This is a genomic window from Pseudomonas sp. SH10-3B (genome assembly GCF_019891415.1).
Lineage (GTDB): Bacteria > Pseudomonadota > Gammaproteobacteria > Pseudomonadales > Pseudomonadaceae > Aquipseudomonas.
Genome location: NZ_JAFLXD010000005.1, coordinates 45,174 through 64,138 on the forward strand (window position 1 = coordinate 45,174; position 18,965 = coordinate 64,138).

The window sequence follows — 18,965 nt, forward strand, 5'->3', positions numbered from 1 at the left end:
TCGGCTGTTGTAGCGGCCCCTCCTGGCAACGGTTCAGGTATCAACAGCCGAGATTTGCGTCGATAAAAATATACGGCCTGTTGTTGCACCGGGGTCTTTCTGGTATAAAGCAGCGCTCTTTTCTAGGGGCCCGGTTCCTTCGCTTGTAGGTGTAGCCGGTAAGACCCTAAAGAAACGCGGCGCCTGGCGCCAAATGACTGAGAGATTAAGCGGCCAACCCATGCCGGGTTGGGCATGTGGTTTTAGAGGGCTGAGGCATGTCGAGAGTCTGTCAAGTTACCGGTAAGGGTCCGGTGACTGGGAATAACATTTCCCACGCAAATAACAAAACCCGTCGTCGTTTCCTGCCGAACCTGCAGCATCACCGCTTCTGGGTTGAAGAAGAGAAACGTTTTGTTCGCCTGCGTGTATCTGCCAAAGGCATGCGTATTATCGACAAGCGTGGCATCACTGTCGTGCTGGCCGAAATCCGCGCCGCTGGCAAGATCTAAGGAGCTCTATCATGCGTGAATTGATTCGAATGATCTCTAGCGCCGGTACTGGTCACTTCTACACTACCGACAAGAACAAGCGTACTACCCCGGACAAGCTCGAAAAGAAAATGTTCGACCCGCGCGTTCGCAAGCACGTGATCTACAAAGAAGGCAAAATCAAGTAATTGATTTTCTTCCTTGTGAAAAAACGCCCGTATCTCACGATACGGGCTTTTTTTTGCCTGGCGTTTGTTGATCAGGCCTTCTGTTCGAACACCACATAGATCTTGCGGCACGGCTCCAGCACTTCCCAGGTGCCACTGAAGCCGGCCGGGATCACGAAGCGGTCGCCGGCACGCAATGTCTTGGCATTGCCCTCGGCGTCGCGCAATACGGAAACCCCCTGCACGATCTCGCAGTATTCATGCTCGGTGTAGTTGACCTTCCACTGCCCGACCTCACCTTCCCAGACCCCGGCGTTCATCTGGCCGCACGGGCTGTTGTAATGGTTGTACACCGTTTGTTCAGGATCGCCCTTGAGGATTTTTTCGGCGGCAGGGCGGTAGCGGTCGGGGGCGGTGTTGGCTTGGCTGAAGTCGACGATGTCCTGGATGCTCATGTGCGTGTCCCGTCTGGCCTGGGGTTGGAGAGCCCAAAGTCTATGTTTATTAAAATGAACATCGCAAGGGCATTTCCCGGCGTTATGTCAAATATATTGAAACATCCCCAGCCGCTGGTTTAGGGTGGCAGCTGCCTTTGAGCCGAACAGCTGGCTGGCGGGCAAGCATTCTTTGAGGCTGCCGGGGGACATCGCCTGGCCCTTGTATTCAATAAGAGGAGGACACTCGCATGACCACCCTGACCCGTGCCGACTGGGAACAACGCGCCAAGGACCTGAAGATCGAAGGCCGCGCCTACATCAATGGCGAATACACCGCCGCTGTTTCCGGTGACACCTTCGAATGCATCAGCCCGGTCGATGGCCGCCTGCTCACCCGCGTAGCCAGTTGTGACGCCGCCGACGCCCAGCGCGCGGTGGAAAACGCCCGCGCCACCTTCAATTCCGGTGTCTGGTCGCGCCTGGCGCCGGCCAAACGCAAAGCCACCATGATCCGTTTCGCCGCGCTGCTCAAGGCCAATGCCGAAGAGCTGGCGCTGCTCGAAACCCTGGACATGGGCAAGCCGATCAGCGATTCCCTGAACATTGACGTACCCGGCGCGGCAAATGCCCTGAGCTGGAGCGGCGAGGCAATCGACAAGATCTATGACGAAGTCGCGGCCACCCCGCACGATCAACTGGGCCTGGTGACCCGCGAGCCGGTCGGCGTTGTGGGGGCCATCGTGCCGTGGAACTTCCCGCTGATGATGGCCTGCTGGAAGCTCGGCCCGGCGCTATCGACCGGTAACTCGGTAATCCTCAAACCGTCTGAAAAATCCCCACTTACCGCCATCCGCATCGCGGCCCTGGCCGTTGAAGCTGGTATTCCGAAAGGCGTGTTCAACGTGTTGCCGGGCTACGGCCACACCGTGGGTAACGCGCTGGCGCTGCACATGGACGTCGACACCCTGGTGTTCACCGGTTCGACCAAGATCGCCAAGCAACTGTTGATCCGCTCCGGCGAATCGAACATGAAGCGCGTCTGGCTGGAAGCTGGCGGCAAGAGCCCAAACATCGTGTTCGCCGATGCTCCGGACCTGCAGGCTGCCGCCAAATCCGCTGCCAGCGCCATCGCCTTCAACCAGGGCGAAGTCTGCACGGCCGGCTCGCGCCTGCTGGTGGAGCGTTCGATCAAGGACACCTTCCTGCCGCTGGTGATTGAGGCCCTCAAAGGCTGGAAACCCGGCAACCCGCTGGATCCGGCGACCACCGTGGGTGCGCTGGTGGACACCCAGCAGATGAACACCGTGCTCTCGTATATCGAAGCGGGTCACGCCGATGGCGCCAAGTTGGTAGCGGGCGGCAAGCGCATTCTGGAAGAGACGGGTGGCACCTACGTCGAGCCGACGATTTTCGACGGTGTGACCAACGCCATGAGAATCGCCCAGGAAGAGATCTTCGGCCCTGTGCTGTCGGTGATCACCTTTGACGGCGCCGAAGAAGCGATCAAAATCGCCAACGACACCCAATACGGCCTCGCCGCTGCGGTGTGGACTTCGGACATTTCCAAGGCGCACCTCACCGCCAAGGCCCTGCGCGCCGGTAGCGTGTGGGTTAACCAATATGATGGCGGCGACATGACCGCGCCGTTTGGTGGCTTCAAGCAGTCGGGTAATGGTCGCGACAAATCGCTGCATGCGTTCGACAAATACACCGAGCTGAAGGCGACCTGGATCAAGCTCTAAGCAACACCGCTGACCCCTGTAGGAGCGAGCTTGCTCGCGAAGAACTTGAAGGCGCCGCGTTTATCCAGGATGAGCGCGTCATCGTTAACGTTTTTCGCGAACAAGTTCGCTCCTACAGTTCGTTTTGAAACGAGATAAATAATTATCCACAGGAGCGTGGACATGCGTTGGGCGACCTATTTCGCCGTCCTGACCTCGGTACTCAGTGTCGGTCTGGCCCTGGGCGTCAGCATGCCGCTGGTGTCGCTGCGCCTTGAAGGCTGGGGCTACGGCAGTTTTGCCATTGGCGTGATGGCCGCCATGCCGGCGTTCGGCGTGCTGCTCGGCGCCAAGGTCTCCAGCCGTCTTGCTTCATGGCTGGGCACCGCCAATCTGATGCGCCTGTGCCTATGGGCCGGAGCCGTGTCCATCGGCCTGCTGGCAATTTTGCCCAGCTACCCGGTGTGGCTGGTGCTGCGGCTGATGATCGGGGTGATCCTGACCATCGTGTTTATCCTCGGTGAAAGCTGGATCAACCAGTTGGTGGTGGAACAGTGGCGTGGCCGGCTGGTGGCGCTGTATGGCTGCAGTTACGCCTTGAGTCAGCTCTCGGGGCCGTTGCTGCTGGGCGTGATCGGCACCGACCATGACTATGGTTTCTGGGTCGGCGTTGGCCTGTTGCTGGTGGCACCGCTGGCCTTGCTGGGTCGCTCCGGTGCGCCCAGTGCCGAGTCGTTCAGCGTGACCTTCGCGGACCTGTGGCGCTTCTGCCTGAGCCTGCCAGCGATTGCCTGGGCGGTGGCGCTGTTCGCGGCGTTCGAGGCGATGATCCTGACGCTGCTGCCGGTGTACTGCCTGCAGCAGGGCTTCACCGCCGAAGTCGCCTTGGCGATGGTCAGCACGGTGGTGGTCGGCGACGCGTTGCTGCAACTGCCCATTGGCGCGCTGGCGGATTACCTGTCGCGGCGCACCTTATTCCTGAGTTGCGCGGTGCTGTTGCTGGCGTCGAGCCTGGCAATCCCATTGTTGATGCACACGCCGTTGATCTGGCCGGTGTGGGTGCTGTTCGGCGCCAGTGCTGGTGGGTTGTTCACGTTGTCGCTGATTCTGATCGGCGAGCGTTATCGTGACGATGCGCTGGTGCGCGCCAATGCTCACATTGCGCAGTTGTGGGGAATCGGTTGCCTGATCGGCCCGCTGGTGGCTGGCGCGGGTAGCCAGTGGATCAGCGGGCATGCGTTGCCGTGGCTGATGGCCGCCGGAGCGCTGGGGTTGGTGGTGCTGTTGTTGCGCCAAGGCGCATTTGGTGCCGCACAGCCTGCTTGATCCTCGCTGTTCCTAGAGCATGCGCTCCAGGCCGACCGAGGTGGCGAACCAGGCATTGAAGCGTCGCCACCAACTGCCAGGCTCACGGGTCAGGGTGTGCAGTTGGCCGTTGTCCTCGGTCACCCACACCAGGTTGCCGTCCTGCAATTTCGCCTCGTAGCTCAAGGCCGGCGCCATGCCTTGCAGAGCCAGGTTGCGCACGTGTTCCGCCAGCTCGGGGCTGTCCACCAGCACACCGACTTCGGTGTTCCACAGCACGGAGCGAGGGTCGAAATTGAAAGAGCCGACAAACGATTTTTGCCGATCAAAGATCATCGCCTTGCTGTGCAGGCTCGAGTCCGAGCCGCGGAACGTGCCTCGCCGAAACAGGTGCGGGCCGCTGCCGCCACCGTCACCCGGTTGGCGGCGCAGTTCGTAGAGTTTTACCCCGTGCTCCAGCAGTGCCTTGCGATACGGCGCATAGCCGCCATGTACGGCAGGCACGTCGGTGGCTTCAAGGGAATTGGTCAACAAGCTCACCGATACGCCCGCGTCGGCGCGGCCCGTCAGGTACACCAGCCCTGGCTGCCCCGGGACGAAGTACGCCGAGATCATGATCAGCTCATGGTTGACGCCTTCCAGTTCCGGGGCCAGTTGGGTGGTCAGCAGCAGGTGCGGGTCCGGGTCGGCCTTGGACAGGACCTTGCTCGGCGCGTCCCACAATGCCTGGTTCCAGGCCCAGATCAGTTCGCGGCGCCAGATGTCCATGCGCGGCTGGGTTTGATAGGTCCGCAAACGCGCATACAACGCATGCTTTTGCTGGCGCGACTCGGCCAGCGATGCTTCCAGGCTCAGGCGCGCGGCGGCCAGGTCACCTTTGGAGGGCGTATTGGAGACAAAGTCATCAATGGGTTTGCTCAGGGCGCTGTTCCAGTACTGATCGAAACTGTGCCCGAGTTGCTCGGCCACCGGTCCGACGCTGAGCATGTCGATATCGGTGAAGTTCAGGTTGGGCTCGGCGTCGAAATACTCGTCCCCCAGGTTGCGCCCACCGACGATGGCCACGCTGTTGTCCGCCAGCCACAGCTTGTTGTGCATGCGCCGGTGCTGCAGCGACAGGTTGAACAGGCGACCCATGGCGCGCGTCACGCCGGTGCTGCGCCCCAGGTGCAAGGGGTTGAACAGGCGAATCTCGATCTTGGGGTGGGCGGCGAGGGTGGCGATGATCTGGTCGAGGCCGTCGCTGGTGGTGTCGTCCAGCAGGATGCGCACGCGCACCCCACGGTCGGCAGCCTTGAGCAGTTCATCCACCAGCATGCGGGTGCTGATGCCGTCGTGGACGATGTAGTACTGCAGGTCGAGGCTGGTCTGGGCGTTGCGGATCAGCTCGGCGCGGGCCATGAAGGCTTCGCTGCTGTTGGGCAGCAGGCGGAAACCGGAGCGCCCTTGATACGGCGCGGCCTGGGTCTGGATCGAGCGGCCGAATGACGACTGGGCAGCCGGTAGGGCATCGCTGGGGATGCGCGGGGTACTCACCGTGGCACAGCCGCCCAAGGCCAGGGCTCCCAACAGGAAAAGCGGTAAAAGCCGTCGAATCATCAAGGGAGTCGCTTCCAGGTCAGGGCGGTTGTCGACATATGACGGCGAATTCTCGTGAAAGGTCAGTCGGCGGCCTCGCCAGCAGTTTGCTCGCGGCGGCGCCGACCTTGCGCACGGCCTCTTCGATCTGTGCGGTTGGCTTGGCAGCGTAGTTCATGCGCAGGCAATTCCTGTACTTGCCCGAGGCGGAAAAGATGCTGCCCACCGCCACCTGAACACCTTGTTCCACCAGCACACGGTTGAGCTTCAACGTATCAAAACCTTCCGGCAGTTCGATCCACAGCATAAAACTGCCCTGCGGGCGGCTGGCACGGGTACCCGCTGGGAAATAGCGGCTGACCCAGTCGAGCATCAAGTCGCGATTACGTTGATATTGCGTGCGCATTCGCCGTAGATGCGGCTCGAAATGCCCGCCCTTGAGAAACTCGGCAATGGCGATCTGTGGCTGTGTGGCGGTGGAGCCGGTGCTGATGTACTTCATGTGCAGCACCCGCTCCAGGTACCGGCCCGGCGCCACCCAGCCAATACGCAGGCCCGGCGCCAGGGTCTTGGAGAACGAGCTGCACAGCAGCACGCGGCCGTCTTCGTCGAAGGATTTAATGGTGCGCGGGCGCGGGTAGCTGTAGGCAAGCTCGCCATACACGTCGTCTTCGATAATCGCCACGTCAAAGCGCTGGGCCAGGTTCAGCAGCGCTCGCTTGCGTGCCTCCGGCATGATGTAGCCCAGAGGGTTGTTGCAGTTTGGGGTCAGTTGGATGACCTTGATCGGCCACTGCTCCAATGCCAGTTCCAGGGCTTCGAGGCTGATGCCGGTGATCGGGTCGGTGGGGATTTCCAGGGCTTTCATGCCCAGGCCCTTGAGGGTCTGCATGGCGCCGTGGAAGCTGGGCGAGTCCACCGCAACGATGTCGCCGGGCTCACAGATGGCGTGGATGCTGGCGGACAGCGCCTCGTGGCAACCAGTGGTAATCACAATGTCCTCGGCCGTCAGTTGGCAGCCGGAGTCCAGTGACAGTCGGGCAATCTGCTCGCGCAACTCCATACAGCCGAGGATGTTGTCGTAATACAGCCCCGGCAAGTCCTGGCGCCGGCTGACACGGGCCAGGCTGCGCAGCAAAGGCTTGATGGTGGGCGACAATACATCCGGCATGCCGCGACCCAGCTGTATGACGTCTTTGCGCGGAACCGCGCGAATCAGTTCCAACACCAGGTCCCATTGCGAAATCTCCACCGGGCGCTGGGCCGGGCGGCTGACCTCAGGCAGCGCCGGTAACTCACGGCCCACCGGTACAAAGTAGCCGGACTTGGGCTTGGGCATCGCCAGGCCATTGTCTTCCAGCAACCGATAAGCCTGCTGCACGGTGCTCAGGCTGACCCCGTGCTCCACGCTCAAGGCGCGTACGGACGGCAGTCGATCACCGGGGCGATAGAAACCCTGCTCGATGCGCGTGCCCAGTAATTCGGCGAGGTTGACGTAAAGCGTCATGGCGGTCGCTCCCAGGGGACCAGTACAGATTGTGGGAAAATACAGGATTCAGCCACGTAAAGGCAGTATCTGTATGGATTTAATAAAGATTGGTTGAATCTGTAATGGTTTTGCTCGCTCACCCATTCTAGTCACTCATGGCAATAGGCAAATGAGGGGCAGCAAAATGAACGGCATGAGCGATGTGCGGCTGATGTTACACAGTCAGGAATTGCAGGCTGGGCAAGAGCGGGCGACGTCGCCGCGTGAGATCAGCCGCTGGAGTCTGTTCTGGCACCGCCGTCATACGCGCAAGGCCCTGCTGCACTTGACCTGCGAGCAATTGCGCGACGTTGGATTGACTCCTGAGCAAGCGCGCCAGGAAGGCCTGAAACCCTTCTGGCGCGATTGATCAGGCCAGCTCTTTGAGGCGGTGCCAGAGCATTCCCAAGGCCAGCAGCGGCGAGCGCAGGTATTTGCCGCCGGGGAAGGTGATGTGTGGCACCTGGGCGAACAGGTCGAAACGCCCCTGCTGCTGGCCACTGATGGCTTCGGCCAGCAACTTGCCCGCCAGGTGCGTGGCGTTGAGGCCATGGCCTGCATAGGCCTGGGCGTAATACACGTTGGGCTGATCCGCCAAGCGGCCGATCTGCGGCAGGCGGTTGGCGCCGATGCCGATCATGCCGCCCCATTGGTAATCGATCTTCACCTCTGCCAACTGCGGGAATACCTGCAGCATCTTTGGCCGCATGTAGGCGCCGATGTCCTTGGGGTCGCGTCCGGAGTAGTGGCAGGCGCCGCCGAATAACAGGCGGCGGTCGGCGGACAGGCGGAAGTAATCCACCGTCACGCGCTGGTCACACACCGCCATGTTCTGCGGCAGCAGGTTGGCGGCTTGTGCTTCGCTCAACGGTTCGGTGGCGATGATGTAGCTGCCGGCGGGCAGCACCTTGCCGCTCAATTGCGGGTTCAGTCCATTCAGGTAGGCATTGCAGGCCAGCACCAGGGTCTTGGCGCGCACATGGCCCTGGGCGGTGTGCACCTTGACCTCGGGGCCGTAGTCGATACGCGTGACTTCGGACTGTTCGAACAAACGCACGCCTAACTGCTGCGCCGCGGCTGCTTCACCCAGCGCCAGGTTCAGCGGGTGAAGATGGCCCGAGCCCATGTCGATCATGCCGCCCACATAGCGGTCGGAGCCGATGACGCTGCCCATTTCGCTCGCTTGCAGCAAGCGTACTTCGTGGCGATAGCCCAGGCTGCGCAGTTCTTCGGCGTCTTCGGCCAGGCCGTGCAGGTCGCGAGGCTTGTTGGCCAGGTCGCAGTAGCCCCAGGTCAGGTCGCAGGGGATCTGGTAGCGTTCGACACGTTCACGCACGATCTCCACGGCTTCCAGGCCCATCAGCTTCATCTGGCGCACGCCATCGGTGCCGATCACGTTGGTGAACTGCTCCAGGCCATGACCGACGCCGCGAATCAACTGGCCGCCATTGCGCCCGCTGGCGCCCCAGGCGATCTTGCGCGCCTCCAGCAGCACCACACTGAAGCCGCGCTCAGCCAGCTCCAGGGCCGTGTTGAGCCCGGAGAAACCGCCGCCGATCACGCACACATCGGCGCTCACTTCGCCCGTCAACGCTGGGTAATCGGGTTGCGGCACGCTGCTGGCGGCGTAGTAGGAAGCGGTGTGCCGGGTGCTGGCAGTCATGGGGAGCATCCCTGTTTGGAAAATTTGACGCAGGATACAGCGGTCGGACGAAGCTGTCTGCGCAGGGCGTTTTGCTTCAGAATCCACCTCTATTTGCCGTTCGGTACGTGTTTCGATGAGTTGCAACAGTCAGAAAATCAGCGCGCTGCGCCGTCAGATTCCTTCGTTCGAGTGCGTCCCTGGCTGCCACGACTGCTGTGGGCCGGTCACCACTTCGCCCGAGGAAATGTCGCGCCTGCCACGCAAGACCGCTGCCGAGCAGGACGCGGCGATGGACGAGCTGAACTGCGTGCACCTGGGCCCCAACGGCTGCACCGTGTATGACGAGCGGCCGCTGATCTGTCGGCTGTTCGGCACCACCAAGACCTTGCCTTGCCCCAATGGGCGCGGGCCGGTGGAGCTGATTCACCCTCGGGTGGAGAAGCAGATCCATGAGTACATGGCGAGCACCCGGCAGGTGCTGGTCTGACAGGCGTATGTGCCGATCAGTCAGGGATCGGCAGGTTCAGGCTCTCTTTCACCTCTTCCATCACGATATAGCTCTTCGATTCCCGCACATGGGGCAGCTTGAGCAGGATATCGCCGAGCAATTTGCGGTACGAGGCCATCTCGGAAATTCGCGCTTTCACCAGGTAGTCGAAGTCTCCCGAGACCAGGTGGCACTCCAAGACATGGGGCAGTTTCAGCACGGCGCGGCGGAACTCTTCAAAGGTGTCGCCGGATTTGTAATCGAGGCTGATCTCGACAAATACCAGCAAACTTCCCTTCAAATGCTGTGGGTTTAGACGCGCGTTGTAGCCCATGATGATCCCCTCGCGCTCCAGTCGCCGTACCCGCTCGGTACACGGCGTGGTGGAGAGCCCAACCTTTTCCCCCAGCTCGGTGAACGAAATTCGCCCGTCGGTTTGCAGGATGCGCAGGATGTTGCGGTCGATCTTGTCCAGCTCCCGCTTGGTCTGGGTGTTGGTACGCATAGGGGATACGCCTCTGTGAAAAGGGTTTTTGCCGAGAATTGTCGCCAAATATAGGCATTTATATAGTGAAATGCACTGGTGATTGCTTTTTATACTGCGCCCATCATTGCTCGAATAACACACGTCAGCGGCTAAGCCCGTGATGAGGATATAAAAATGCGCGTTCTGGTCTTAGGTAGCGGCGTCATTGGTGTGACCAGTGCCTACTATTTGGCGCGGGCCGGCTTTGAAGTCGTTGTAGTCGACCGTCAGCCTGCGGCTGCCATGGAAACCAGTTTCGCCAACGCCGGCCAGGTGTCCCCAGGCTATGCATCGCCATGGGCCGCGCCGGGCGTGCCGCTCAAGGCCATCAAGTGGCTGCTGCAACGCCACGCGCCGCTGGCGATCAAGGCCACTGCCGATATCGACCAATACCTGTGGATGGCGCAGATGCTGCGCAACTGCACCGCCAGTCGTTATGCGGTGAACAAGGAGCGCATGGTGCGCCTGTCCGAGTACAGCCGTGACTGCCTCGACGAATTACGTGCCGAAACCGGCATCGCCTACGAAGGCCGCAGCCTCGGGACTACCCAGTTGTTCCGCACCCAGGCCCAGTTGGATGGCGCCGCCAAAGACATCGCCGTGTTGAAAGAGTCCGGCGTGCCGTTCGAACTGCTCGACCGCGCCGGTATCGCCCGTGTTGAGCCGGCCCTGGCCAGTGTCACCGATATTCTCGCCGGTGCCCTGCGCCTGCCCAACGACCAGACCGGCGACTGCCAGATGTTCACCTCCCGCTTGGCCGAGATGTGCAAGCAGTTGGGCGTGGAGTTCCGCTTCGAACAGGACATCCAGCGCCTCGACTACGCCGGCGAGCGCGTTAACGGCGTGTGGATCGACGGCAAGCTGGAAACCGCCGACCGCTACGTGCTGGCCCTCGGCAGCTACTCGCCGAAGCTGCTAAAGCCGCTGGGGATCAAGGCGCCGGTGTACCCGCTCAAGGGTTACTCGCTGACGGTGCCGATCACCAACCCGGCGATGGCGCCAACGTCGACCATTCTCGATGAGACCTACAAGGTCGCCATCACCCGCTTTGACAACCGCATCCGCGTCGGCGGCATGGCTGAAATAGCCGGTTTTGACCTGTCGCTTAACCCGCGTCGGCGTGAAACCCTGGAGATGATCGTCAACGACCTTTATCCTCAGGGCGGCGATCTGGCCGAAGCCACGTTCTGGACCGGCCTGCGTCCGACCACACCCGACGGCACGCCGATTGTCGGTGCCACGCCATTCAAGAACCTGTTCCTGAACACCGGCCATGGCACCCTCGGTTGGACCATGGCGTGCGGCTCCGGGCGCTTGCTGGCTGATCTGATGGCGAAGAAAACGCCGCAGATCAGCGCCGAAGGCCTCGATATTTCCCGTTATGGCAACCACCAGGAGTCTGCAAAACATGTCAATCCAGCGCCAGCTCACCAATGAGCGCATGAGCCAGATCGTTGTTCACAGCGGTACCGTGTATCTGGCCGGGCAAGTCGGTGACGACATGAACGCCGGGATCGAACAGCAGACCCGTGAAACCCTGGTCAATATCGAGCGTTTGCTGGACTTGGCCGGCACCGACAAAACCAAGCTGCTGTCGGTGACGATCTACCTGAAAGACATCGACGCCGACTTCGCCGGCATGAACGCGGTGTGGGACAAGTGGCTGCCCAAAGGCGTCGCCCCGGCCCGTGCCACGGTTGAAGCCAAGCTGTGCGAACCGCAAATCCTGGTAGAGCTGTCCGTCGTGGCTGCATTGCCTTAAACAACGATCCCTCTCCCGGTGCCGAAGCTGTTAGGCGGTGCCGGTTTTTTCATCATTTTGCCGCCTAGAAGCCTGCCGCCATGCGTCCTGCCCGTGCCCTGATCGACCTCCAAGCCCTGCGCCACAACTACCAATTGGCCCGTGAAGTCACGGGCGCCAAGGCCCTCGCGGTGGTCAAGGCCGACGCCTACGGCCATGGTGCCGTGCGCGTCGCCCAGGCGCTCGAAGCCGAGGCCGACGGGTTTGCCGTGGCGTGCATCGAAGAAGCGTTGGAGCTGCGCGCCGCCGGTATTCGCGCGCCAGTGCTGCTGCTGGAAGGCTTTTTCGAGGCCGATGAGCTGCCGTTGATCGTCGAGCATGACTTCTGGTGCGTGGTGCATTCGCTGTGGCAACTGGAGGCCATCGAACAGGCCAGCCTGCTCAAGCCGCTGACTATCTGGCTCAAGCTCGATTCGGGCATGCACCGCGTTGGCCTGCACCCCAAGGATTACCACGAGGCTTACCAGCGCCTGCTGGCCAGCGGTAAAGTCGCGAAGATTGTGTTGATGAGCCATTTTGCCCGCGCCGATGAACTCGATTGCGTCAGCAGCACCGAGCAAGTGGCGGTATTTGAGGCCGCGCGCCAAGGTCTGGTGGCTGAAGTCAGCCTGCGCAATTCGCCGTCGGTGCTGGGCTGGCCGAGCGTGTCCAGCGACTGGGTGCGTCCGGGCATCATGCTTTACGGTGCCACACCGTTTGGTGAGGACCAGGCCTTGGCTGCGCGCTTGCAGCCGGTGATGACCCTGGAATCGAAAGTGATCTGCGTGCGTGAACTGCCAGCCGGCGAGCCGGTGGGCTACGGCGCCCGGTTCATCACACCTAAACCGATGCGTATCGGCGTGGTTGCCATGGGTTATGCCGACGGCTACCCGCGCCATGCGCCCACCGGCACGCCGGTGCTGGTGGCGGGGCAGCGCAGCCAATTGCTGGGGCGCGTGTCCATGGACATGCTGTGCATCGATCTGACGGACGTGCCAGAGGCGGGTCTTGGCTCCACGGTAGAGCTGTGGGGCAAAAACATCCTCGCCAGTGACGTCGCCGTCGCCGCCGAGACCATTCCGTACCAGATCTTTTGCAACCTGCGTCGTGTGCCAAGGCTCTATTCCGGCGCTTGACCGTCAGGTACGAACACCGCTCCCTGGGATTTAGGCCCAAGTGTTGTAAATACTGAACGCTGTCGCCATGATAACGCTCAATTACAACAAAGCCTGAATCCTAGGAGGCACCTGCATTGGACGTCGGCGAACGACTGCAATCCATCCGTAAACTGAAGGGTCTTTCCCAGCGTGAGCTCGCCAAGCGCGCGGGTGTCACCAACAGCACCATTTCGATGATCGAAAAAAACAGTGTCAGCCCTTCCATCAGTTCCTTGCGCAAGGTGCTGGGCGGCATTCCCATGTCGATGGTCGAGTTCTTTTCCGAAGAGATCCTCCAGGAAATACCGACGCAGATCGTCTATAAAGCCAATGAGCTGATCGACATCTCTGACGGCGCCGTCACCATGAAACTGGTGGGCCGGGCGCACCCGAGCCGGGCAATTGCATTTCTCAACGAGATCTACCCGCCTGGCGCCGACACCGGCGAAGAAATGCTCACCCACGAGGGCGAAGAAACCGGGATTCTGGTGGAAGGCCGTTTGGAATTGGTGGTCGGTCTTGAAACTTTTGTGCTCGAAGCCGGCGATAGCTACTACTTTGAAAGCACCAAGCCTCATCGTTTCCGTAATCCGTTCGATGTGCCGGCGCGACTAATCAGCGCAGCCACACCCGCGAACTTTTAACAAAAGAGGCGTCCTGCCAGCGTTGCAGAGACACCCGAGCAGCATTCCGCGAGACTGAATCTCCCTTTGTTTAATAGGGTTGTTTCGGCCGGACGGGCTAACCGTTATACTTTCGCCGCCTGCGAAACCGTGGCCGCAGGCGTGAATAGCCACCATTGAGGGTGAACGCGTGAACCTAATTATGAAAATGCTGGCTGCACCAGCAACCGTACTGGCCCTATGGGCTGTCAGCGCTCAAGCTGCGACCAATGATGACATTGCCAAGCGCCTGGAGCCTGTGGGCCAGGTGTGCGTCCAGGGGCAAGAGTGCAAGGGGATGGAAGTGGCTGTGGCAGCGGGCGGCGGCGGTGGAGCGAAAACACCAGATGACGTGATTGCCAAACACTGCAACGCGTGCCACGGCACCGGTTTGCTGGGCGCGCCGAAAATCGGCGACACCGCTGCCTGGAAAGAACGCGCTGATCACCAAGGCGGTCTCGACGGCATCCTGGCCAAGGCGATCACCGGTATCAACGCCATGCCGCCAAAAGGCACCTGTGCTGATTGCTCGGATGATGAGCTTAAAGGTGCGATCAAGAAGATGTCCGGCCTGTAACCGTCGATCTTCGCCAAAAACGCCGCTTACGAGCGGCTTTTTTGTGCCCGCAATTTGTGTTTCGAAGCTGTTCTTTGCAGCAAAGACCCGCCACTCTCTGTCCAACCCCTAATCACGGAATGTTCAGGAGGGTCGGATGGTGCAGTTGTGTTCAATCGAGCAAGCAGTTGACGACGTACTGGCGCGGTTACCGGCGCATATCCACATGGGCATGCCCCTGGGCCTGGGTAAGCCGAACCTGTTCGCCAATGCACTGTACCGGCGTATCGCCAAGTTGCCGGATCGCGCGCTGACGATTTACACCGCGTTGAGCCTGGGTCGCCCGACCTTGGGCGATGGCTTGCAGAAGCGCTTTCTCGAACCCTTTATCGAGCGGGTGTTTGGCGACTATCCCGAGCTGGATTTCCTCGCTGACCTGCACAAGGACAGCCTGCCGAAGAATATCCATGTGCAGCAGTTCTTCATGCAGCCCGGCAGTCTGCTCCACAGCACGTCGGCCCAGCAGGACTACGTGAGCAGCAACTACAGCCATGCCGCCCGCGACATCAACGCCGCCGGCCTGAACCTGGTGGCGCAGTTGGTCGCGAGCAGCGCCGAACACCCGGATCGCCTGAGCCTGAGCTGCAACCCCGACATCACCCTCGACTTGCTGCCCATGATCGCCAAGCGACGTGAAGCGGGCGAAACCGTTTTGATCGTTGGCCAGGTTCACACTGACTTGCCCTACATGCCGGGCGACTCCGAGTTGGGCATGGACGCGTTCGACTACCTGATCGATGCAAAGGACAGCAGCACGTTGTTCTCCACGCCGAACATGCCGGTGGGGTTCCAGGACCATTTCATCGGCTTGCACGCCAGCACCCTGGTGCGCGATGGGGGCACCTTGCAGATAGGTATCGGTTCCATGGGCGACGCACTGACCGCCGCTTTGCTGGCGCGCCAGGCCGATAACGAAGCTTATCGCCTGCTACTGACTGACCTGGATGTGTACCAATGGGCCCCGCTGATCAGCCGTGAAGGCGGTGTCGATCCCTTCGCCCGTGGCCTCTACGGTTGCAGTGAAATGTTCGTCAACGGCCTGCTGGCGCTGGCGGATGCGGGGATTATCCGGCGCAAGGTCTACCCGGATGTGGCCACTCAGGAACAAGCCAACGCCGGTTTGCTGGACGATGCGGCGCAGCCCGATGGCGTTTCGATCCACGGCGGTTTCTTCCTGGGGCCGCGCAGTTTTTACCAGCGCTTGCAGGAGATGACCCACGCCAAGCGTCTGGAATTCAACATGACCCGTATCAGCTACATCAACGAGCTGTACGGCCAGGAAGAGCTCAAGCGCCTGCAGCGCCAGGATGCACGGTTTATCAACAGCGCGATCACGGTGACGTTGCTGGGCGCAGGCGTGGCCGACCAGTTGGAGGACGGCCGCGTGCTCAGCGGTGTGGGCGGGCAATACAACTTTGTGGCCCAGGGGCATGCGCTGGAGGGTGCGCGTTCGATCCTGATCCTGCGCAGCTGGCGCGAGTCGGCGGGTGAGGTCAGTTCCAATATCGTCTGGGAGTATGGGCATTGCACCATCCCCCGGCACCTGCGGGATATTGTCATCACCGAGTATGGAATTGCCGACTTGCGTGGTCAGACGGATGCCAAGGTGATCGAGGCGTTGCTCAACATTACCGACTCACGCTTCCAGGCCGACTTGATCGAGCAGGCGCAAAAAGCCGGCAAGTTATCCAAGGATTTCCAGCTGGATCCGCGCTTTGGCGACAACACGCCGGAGCGGCTCCAAGGTATCCAGGCGCGGCATCGGCGGCTGTTCCCGGAATATCCGCTGGGCAGCGACTTCACGGATGAAGAGCGGGACCTGTTGCGTGCATTGAACTGGCTCAAGAGCAAATTCAAGCTCACGGAGATTCTGGAGTTGGGCAAGGCGGCGTTGGATGCACCGGAGCCGCAGGCGTTTCCAGCGCATTTGAGGCGGATGCGGTTGGATAAACCGGAGGGGCTGAAAGAGGATCTTTATCAGCGCCTATTGCTCGCTGGCTTACAAGCAACCGCACACTAAAAACCAACACAAAGCCAAATGTGGGAGGGGGCTTGCCTCTCCCACATGTTTAACCGCGTGCAGGCAACGATTACTCGATGAAGGTGACGACGCCACCGGCCAGAGACTTCACCCGCGCCAGCGACTCAACCCGATAACCCTGCGCGTCCAACTCCGCACGGCCACCCTGGAACGACTTCTCGATCACAATCCCCAAACCGGCAACGGTCGCACCGGCCTGCTTGATGATCGAAATCAGCGCCTGGGACGCCTTGCCGTTGGCCAGGAAGTCATCGATCACCAGTACGCGGTCGCTGCTGGTCAGGTGACGCGGCGAGATCGCTACGGTGCTTTCGGTTTTCTTGGTGAAGGAATACACCGTTGCCGACAGCAGGTTTTCGGTCAGGGTCAGGGATTGTTGCTTGCGAGCGAAGATCACCGGCACGCCGAGGTTCAGGCCGGTCATGATCGCCGGCGCGATGCCCGAGGCTTCGATGGTGACGATCTTGGTGATGCCCGAATCCTTGAACAGCGCGGCGAATTCGTCGCCGATCAGTTTCATCAGCGCCGGGTCGATCTGGTGGTTCAGAAAGGCGTCGACCTTGAGTACCTGATCGGAAAGCACGATGCCTTCTTCGCGAATTTTCTTGTGCAGTGCTTCCACGGAAAGCTTCCTCTAATGGCGCGTTGTGCGCCGAAAGTAGATTAAAAAGTAGTCGATTCTAGCGCTTTAACATCGCGCGTATATCCGCCAGGGCGGTGTTGCCGCGAACGGCCTTCACTTCGGTCGGTGTGTCGTCATTGCCTTCCCAGGCCAGGTCATCCGGCGGCAATTCGTCCAGGAACCGGCTGGGGGCGCAATCGATGATTTCGCCGTATTGCTTGCGCTTGGCGGCAAAGGTGAAGGCCAGTGTCTGACGCGCGCGGGTAATACCCACGTAGGCCAGGCGCCGTTCTTCCTCAATGGTGTCGGCTTCGATGCTGGAGCGGTGCGGGAGGATTTCCTCTTCCATGCCCATGATGAACACGTAGGGAAATTCCAGGCCCTTGGACGCATGCAAGGTCATCATCTGTACACCTTCGGCGCCATCTTCCTCTTCCTGCTGGCGCTCGAGCATGTCGCGCAGCACCAGCTTGCCGATGGCGTCTTCGACGGTCATTTCGCCGTCTTCGTCTTTTTCCAGGGTGTTCTTCAGCGCTTCGATCAGGAACCAGACGTTGCCCATGCGGTAATCCGCGGCCTTGTCGCTGGAACTGTTGGTGCGCAGCCAGTTTTCATAGTCGATGTCCATGACCATGCTGCGCAGGGCGCTGATCGGGTCTTCGCCGGCGCACTGCTCACGTACCTTGTCCATAAAGCGCTTGAAACGTGACAGGCGATCGGTGAAGCGCGTGTCCAAGTGTTCGCCCAAGCCGATTTCGTCGGTGGCGGCATACATCGAGATCTTGCGTTCGGTGGCGTAGTTGCCGAGCTTTTCCAGGGTGGTGGAACCGATCTCGCGGCGCGGCACGTTGATCACGCGCAGGAAGGCGTTGTCGTCGTCCGGGTTCACGATCAGGCGGAAGTAGGCCATCAGGTCCTTCACTTCCTGGCGTCCGAAAAAGCTGTTGCCGCCCGACAGGCGATACGGCACCTGGTGGTGCTGCAACTTCAGTTCGATCAGCTTGGCCTGGTAGTTGCCGCGATAGAGGATTGCGAAGTCGCTGTAAGGGCGGTCGGTGCGCAGGTGCAGGCTGAGGATTTCGACGGCAACACGCTCAGCCTCGGCGTCTTCGTTACGGCAGCGGATCACGCGGATCTCATCGCCGTGGCCCATCTCGCTCCACAGTTGTTTTTCAAACTCGTGGGGGTTGTTCGAGATCAGCACGTTGGCGCAACGCAGGATGCGGCTGGTGGAGCGGTAGTTCTGCTCCAGCATCACCACTTTCAGGGACGGGTAGTCGTCCTTGAGCAGCATCAGGTTTTCCGGGCGGGCGCCGCGCCAGGCGTAGATCGACTGGTCGTCGTCGCCCACCACGGTGAACTGGTTGCGCGTACCGATCAGCAACTTTACCAGCAGGTATTGGCTGGCGTTGGTGTCCTGGTATTCGTCCACCAGCAGGTAGCGCACCTTGTTCTGCCACTTTTCGAGGATGTCGGCGTGTTCCTGGAACAGCTTCACCGGTAGCAGGATCAGGTCGTCGAAGTCCACCGCATTGAACGCCTTGAGCGTGCGCTGGTAGTGGGTGTAGACGATGGCGGCGGTCTGTTCCTTGGGGTTGCGCGCGTTTTCCAGGGCTTCGGGCGGCAGGATCAGGTCGTTTTTCCAGGCGCCGATCATGTTCTTGATCTCGTCGACGCCGTCATCGCCCGCGTATTCCTTCTGCATGATGTCGGTCATCAGGGCCTTGACGTCGGTCTCGTCGAAGATCGAGAAGCCCGGCTTGTAGCCCAGCCGCACATGCTCCTTGCGGATGATGTTCAGCCCCAGGTTGTGGAAGGTACACACCGTGAGGCCACGGCCTTCGCCACCCTTGAGCAGGGTGCCGACACGCTCTTTCATCTCGCGCGCGGCCTTGTTGGTAAAGGTCATGGCGACGATGTACTGGGCGCGGATGCCACAGTTCTGGATCAGGTGCGCGATCTTGCGGGTGATCACGCTGGTCTTGCCGGAGCCAGCACCGGCGAGCACCAATAGAGGGCCGCCGACGTAGTTCACGGCTTCTTGCTGCCGGGGATTGAGTCGGGACATACGGAATTCAGGGAGTCGTTGTTCAAAAGGGCGGGCATTTTAACAGGCTGGCAAGATTCTGCTGCGCTGGATCGACGGTGTGACGTACCACTCGATCTAAATTTGCCGGTTTTGTTACTTTGCCGCAGGATGTCGGGGCTTCTTGTGGTTAAAGC

Annotated in this window: 19 protein-coding genes; 12 read left to right on the forward strand and 7 right to left on the reverse strand. The window is 60.7% G+C overall.

Annotated features, from left to right (window positions below; translation table 11 throughout):
- Positions 1-257: 257 nt before the first annotated feature.
- Positions 258-491: a 50S ribosomal protein L28 gene (gene rpmB / locus J1G35_RS05600; RefSeq protein ID WP_003176907.1), complete on the forward strand. Its 234-nt coding sequence runs from the start codon at positions 258-260 to the stop codon at positions 489-491.
- 11 nt (positions 492-502) lie between these two features.
- Entirely contained in the window at positions 503-658 is a 156-nt protein-coding gene (rpmG, locus tag J1G35_RS05605) for a 50S ribosomal protein L33 (protein ID WP_003176906.1), read from the forward strand.
- A 71-nt stretch (positions 659-729) separates the two neighbouring features.
- Here rpmG and J1G35_RS05610 read toward each other — a convergent pair whose 3' ends face one another.
- On the reverse strand, positions 730-1,092 hold the full coding sequence (locus J1G35_RS05610; protein WP_053127665.1) for a cupin domain-containing protein: 363 nt from the start codon (positions 1,090-1,092) through the stop codon (positions 730-732).
- Between the two features lie 230 nt (positions 1,093-1,322).
- Here J1G35_RS05610 and J1G35_RS05615 point away from each other — a divergent pair, with 230 nt between their 5' ends.
- Complete coding sequence (locus J1G35_RS05615) at positions 1,323-2,816, forward strand: aldehyde dehydrogenase (RefSeq protein WP_053127666.1); 1,494 nt, start codon at positions 1,323-1,325, stop codon at positions 2,814-2,816.
- A gap of 162 nt (positions 2,817-2,978) precedes the next feature.
- Positions 2,979-4,121 carry an MFS transporter gene (locus J1G35_RS05620; RefSeq protein WP_223013999.1) on the forward strand — a complete coding sequence of 381 codons (1,143 nt, stop codon included), beginning with the start codon at positions 2,979-2,981 and terminating at the stop codon, positions 4,119-4,121.
- Positions 4,122-4,133: 12 nt separating this feature from the next.
- Here the strand turns inward: J1G35_RS05620 and J1G35_RS05625 are convergent, their stop codons facing one another.
- A complete protein-coding gene (locus tag J1G35_RS05625; protein WP_223014001.1) occupies positions 4,134-5,699 on the reverse strand; it encodes a phospholipase D family protein in 1,566 nt (521 codons plus the stop codon).
- 19 nt (positions 5,700-5,718) lie between these two features.
- Positions 5,719-7,185 carry a PLP-dependent aminotransferase family protein gene (locus J1G35_RS05630; protein WP_223014003.1) on the reverse strand — a complete coding sequence of 489 codons (1,467 nt, stop codon included), beginning with the start codon at positions 7,183-7,185 and terminating at the stop codon, positions 5,719-5,721.
- A 166-nt stretch (positions 7,186-7,351) separates the two neighbouring features.
- Between J1G35_RS05630 and J1G35_RS05635 the strand changes: the two genes are divergently transcribed.
- Positions 7,352-7,576, forward strand: a complete 225-nt coding sequence (locus J1G35_RS05635) for a DUF1127 domain-containing protein (protein WP_053127674.1) — start codon at positions 7,352-7,354, stop codon at positions 7,574-7,576.
- Here J1G35_RS05635 and J1G35_RS05640 read toward each other — a convergent pair whose 3' ends face one another.
- Positions 7,577-8,869, reverse strand: a complete 1,293-nt coding sequence (locus J1G35_RS05640) for an FAD-binding oxidoreductase (protein ID WP_223014005.1) — start codon at positions 8,867-8,869, stop codon at positions 7,577-7,579.
- 115 nt (positions 8,870-8,984) lie between these two features.
- Between J1G35_RS05640 and J1G35_RS05645 the strand changes: the two genes are divergently transcribed.
- Positions 8,985-9,338 (forward strand): YkgJ family cysteine cluster protein, encoded by a 354-nt coding sequence (locus J1G35_RS05645; protein ID WP_003176897.1) that lies wholly within the window; start codon positions 8,985-8,987, stop codon positions 9,336-9,338.
- A 16-nt stretch (positions 9,339-9,354) separates the two neighbouring features.
- Here J1G35_RS05645 and J1G35_RS05650 read toward each other — a convergent pair whose 3' ends face one another.
- Entirely contained in the window at positions 9,355-9,843 is a 489-nt protein-coding gene (locus J1G35_RS05650; RefSeq protein WP_003176896.1) for an Lrp/AsnC ligand binding domain-containing protein, read from the reverse strand.
- Positions 9,844-9,999: 156 nt separating this feature from the next.
- Between J1G35_RS05650 and dadA the strand changes: the two genes are divergently transcribed.
- From dadA to J1G35_RS05680, 6 genes are all read left to right on the forward strand, one after another.
- Positions 10,000-11,301, forward strand: coding sequence for a D-amino acid dehydrogenase (dadA, locus tag J1G35_RS05655; protein WP_053127678.1), 1,302 nt, complete (start codon positions 10,000-10,002; stop codon positions 11,299-11,301).
- The gene (locus J1G35_RS05660; RefSeq protein WP_223014006.1) at positions 11,273-11,626 is read left to right on the forward strand and encodes a RidA family protein; all 354 of its coding nucleotides are present in this window, start codon (positions 11,273-11,275) and stop codon (positions 11,624-11,626) included. The genes dadA and J1G35_RS05660 overlap by 29 nt, the downstream gene beginning before the upstream one ends.
- An 80-nt stretch (positions 11,627-11,706) precedes the next feature.
- Positions 11,707-12,780 (forward strand): alanine racemase, encoded by a 1,074-nt coding sequence (gene alr, locus J1G35_RS05665; RefSeq protein ID WP_223014008.1) that lies wholly within the window; start codon positions 11,707-11,709, stop codon positions 12,778-12,780.
- A gap of 116 nt (positions 12,781-12,896) precedes the next feature.
- The gene (locus J1G35_RS05670; RefSeq protein ID WP_003176893.1) at positions 12,897-13,445 is read left to right on the forward strand and encodes a cupin domain-containing protein; all 549 of its coding nucleotides are present in this window, start codon (positions 12,897-12,899) and stop codon (positions 13,443-13,445) included.
- A 181-nt stretch (positions 13,446-13,626) separates the two neighbouring features.
- Entirely contained in the window at positions 13,627-14,040 is a 414-nt protein-coding gene (locus J1G35_RS05675) for a c-type cytochrome (RefSeq protein ID WP_347709451.1), read from the forward strand.
- Positions 14,041-14,176: 136 nt separating this feature from the next.
- Positions 14,177-16,099: an acetyl-CoA hydrolase/transferase C-terminal domain-containing protein gene (locus J1G35_RS05680; RefSeq protein ID WP_223014010.1), complete on the forward strand. Its 1,923-nt coding sequence runs from the start codon at positions 14,177-14,179 to the stop codon at positions 16,097-16,099.
- Positions 16,100-16,169: 70 nt separating this feature from the next.
- Here the strand turns inward: J1G35_RS05680 and J1G35_RS05685 are convergent, their stop codons facing one another.
- Positions 16,170-16,742: a xanthine phosphoribosyltransferase gene (locus J1G35_RS05685; RefSeq protein WP_003195447.1), complete on the reverse strand. Its 573-nt coding sequence runs from the start codon at positions 16,740-16,742 to the stop codon at positions 16,170-16,172.
- Positions 16,743-16,800: 58 nt separating this feature from the next.
- Complete coding sequence (rep, locus tag J1G35_RS05690; RefSeq protein WP_027608306.1) at positions 16,801-18,810, reverse strand: DNA helicase Rep; 2,010 nt, start codon at positions 18,808-18,810, stop codon at positions 16,801-16,803.
- Positions 18,811-18,965 lie beyond the last annotated feature (155 nt).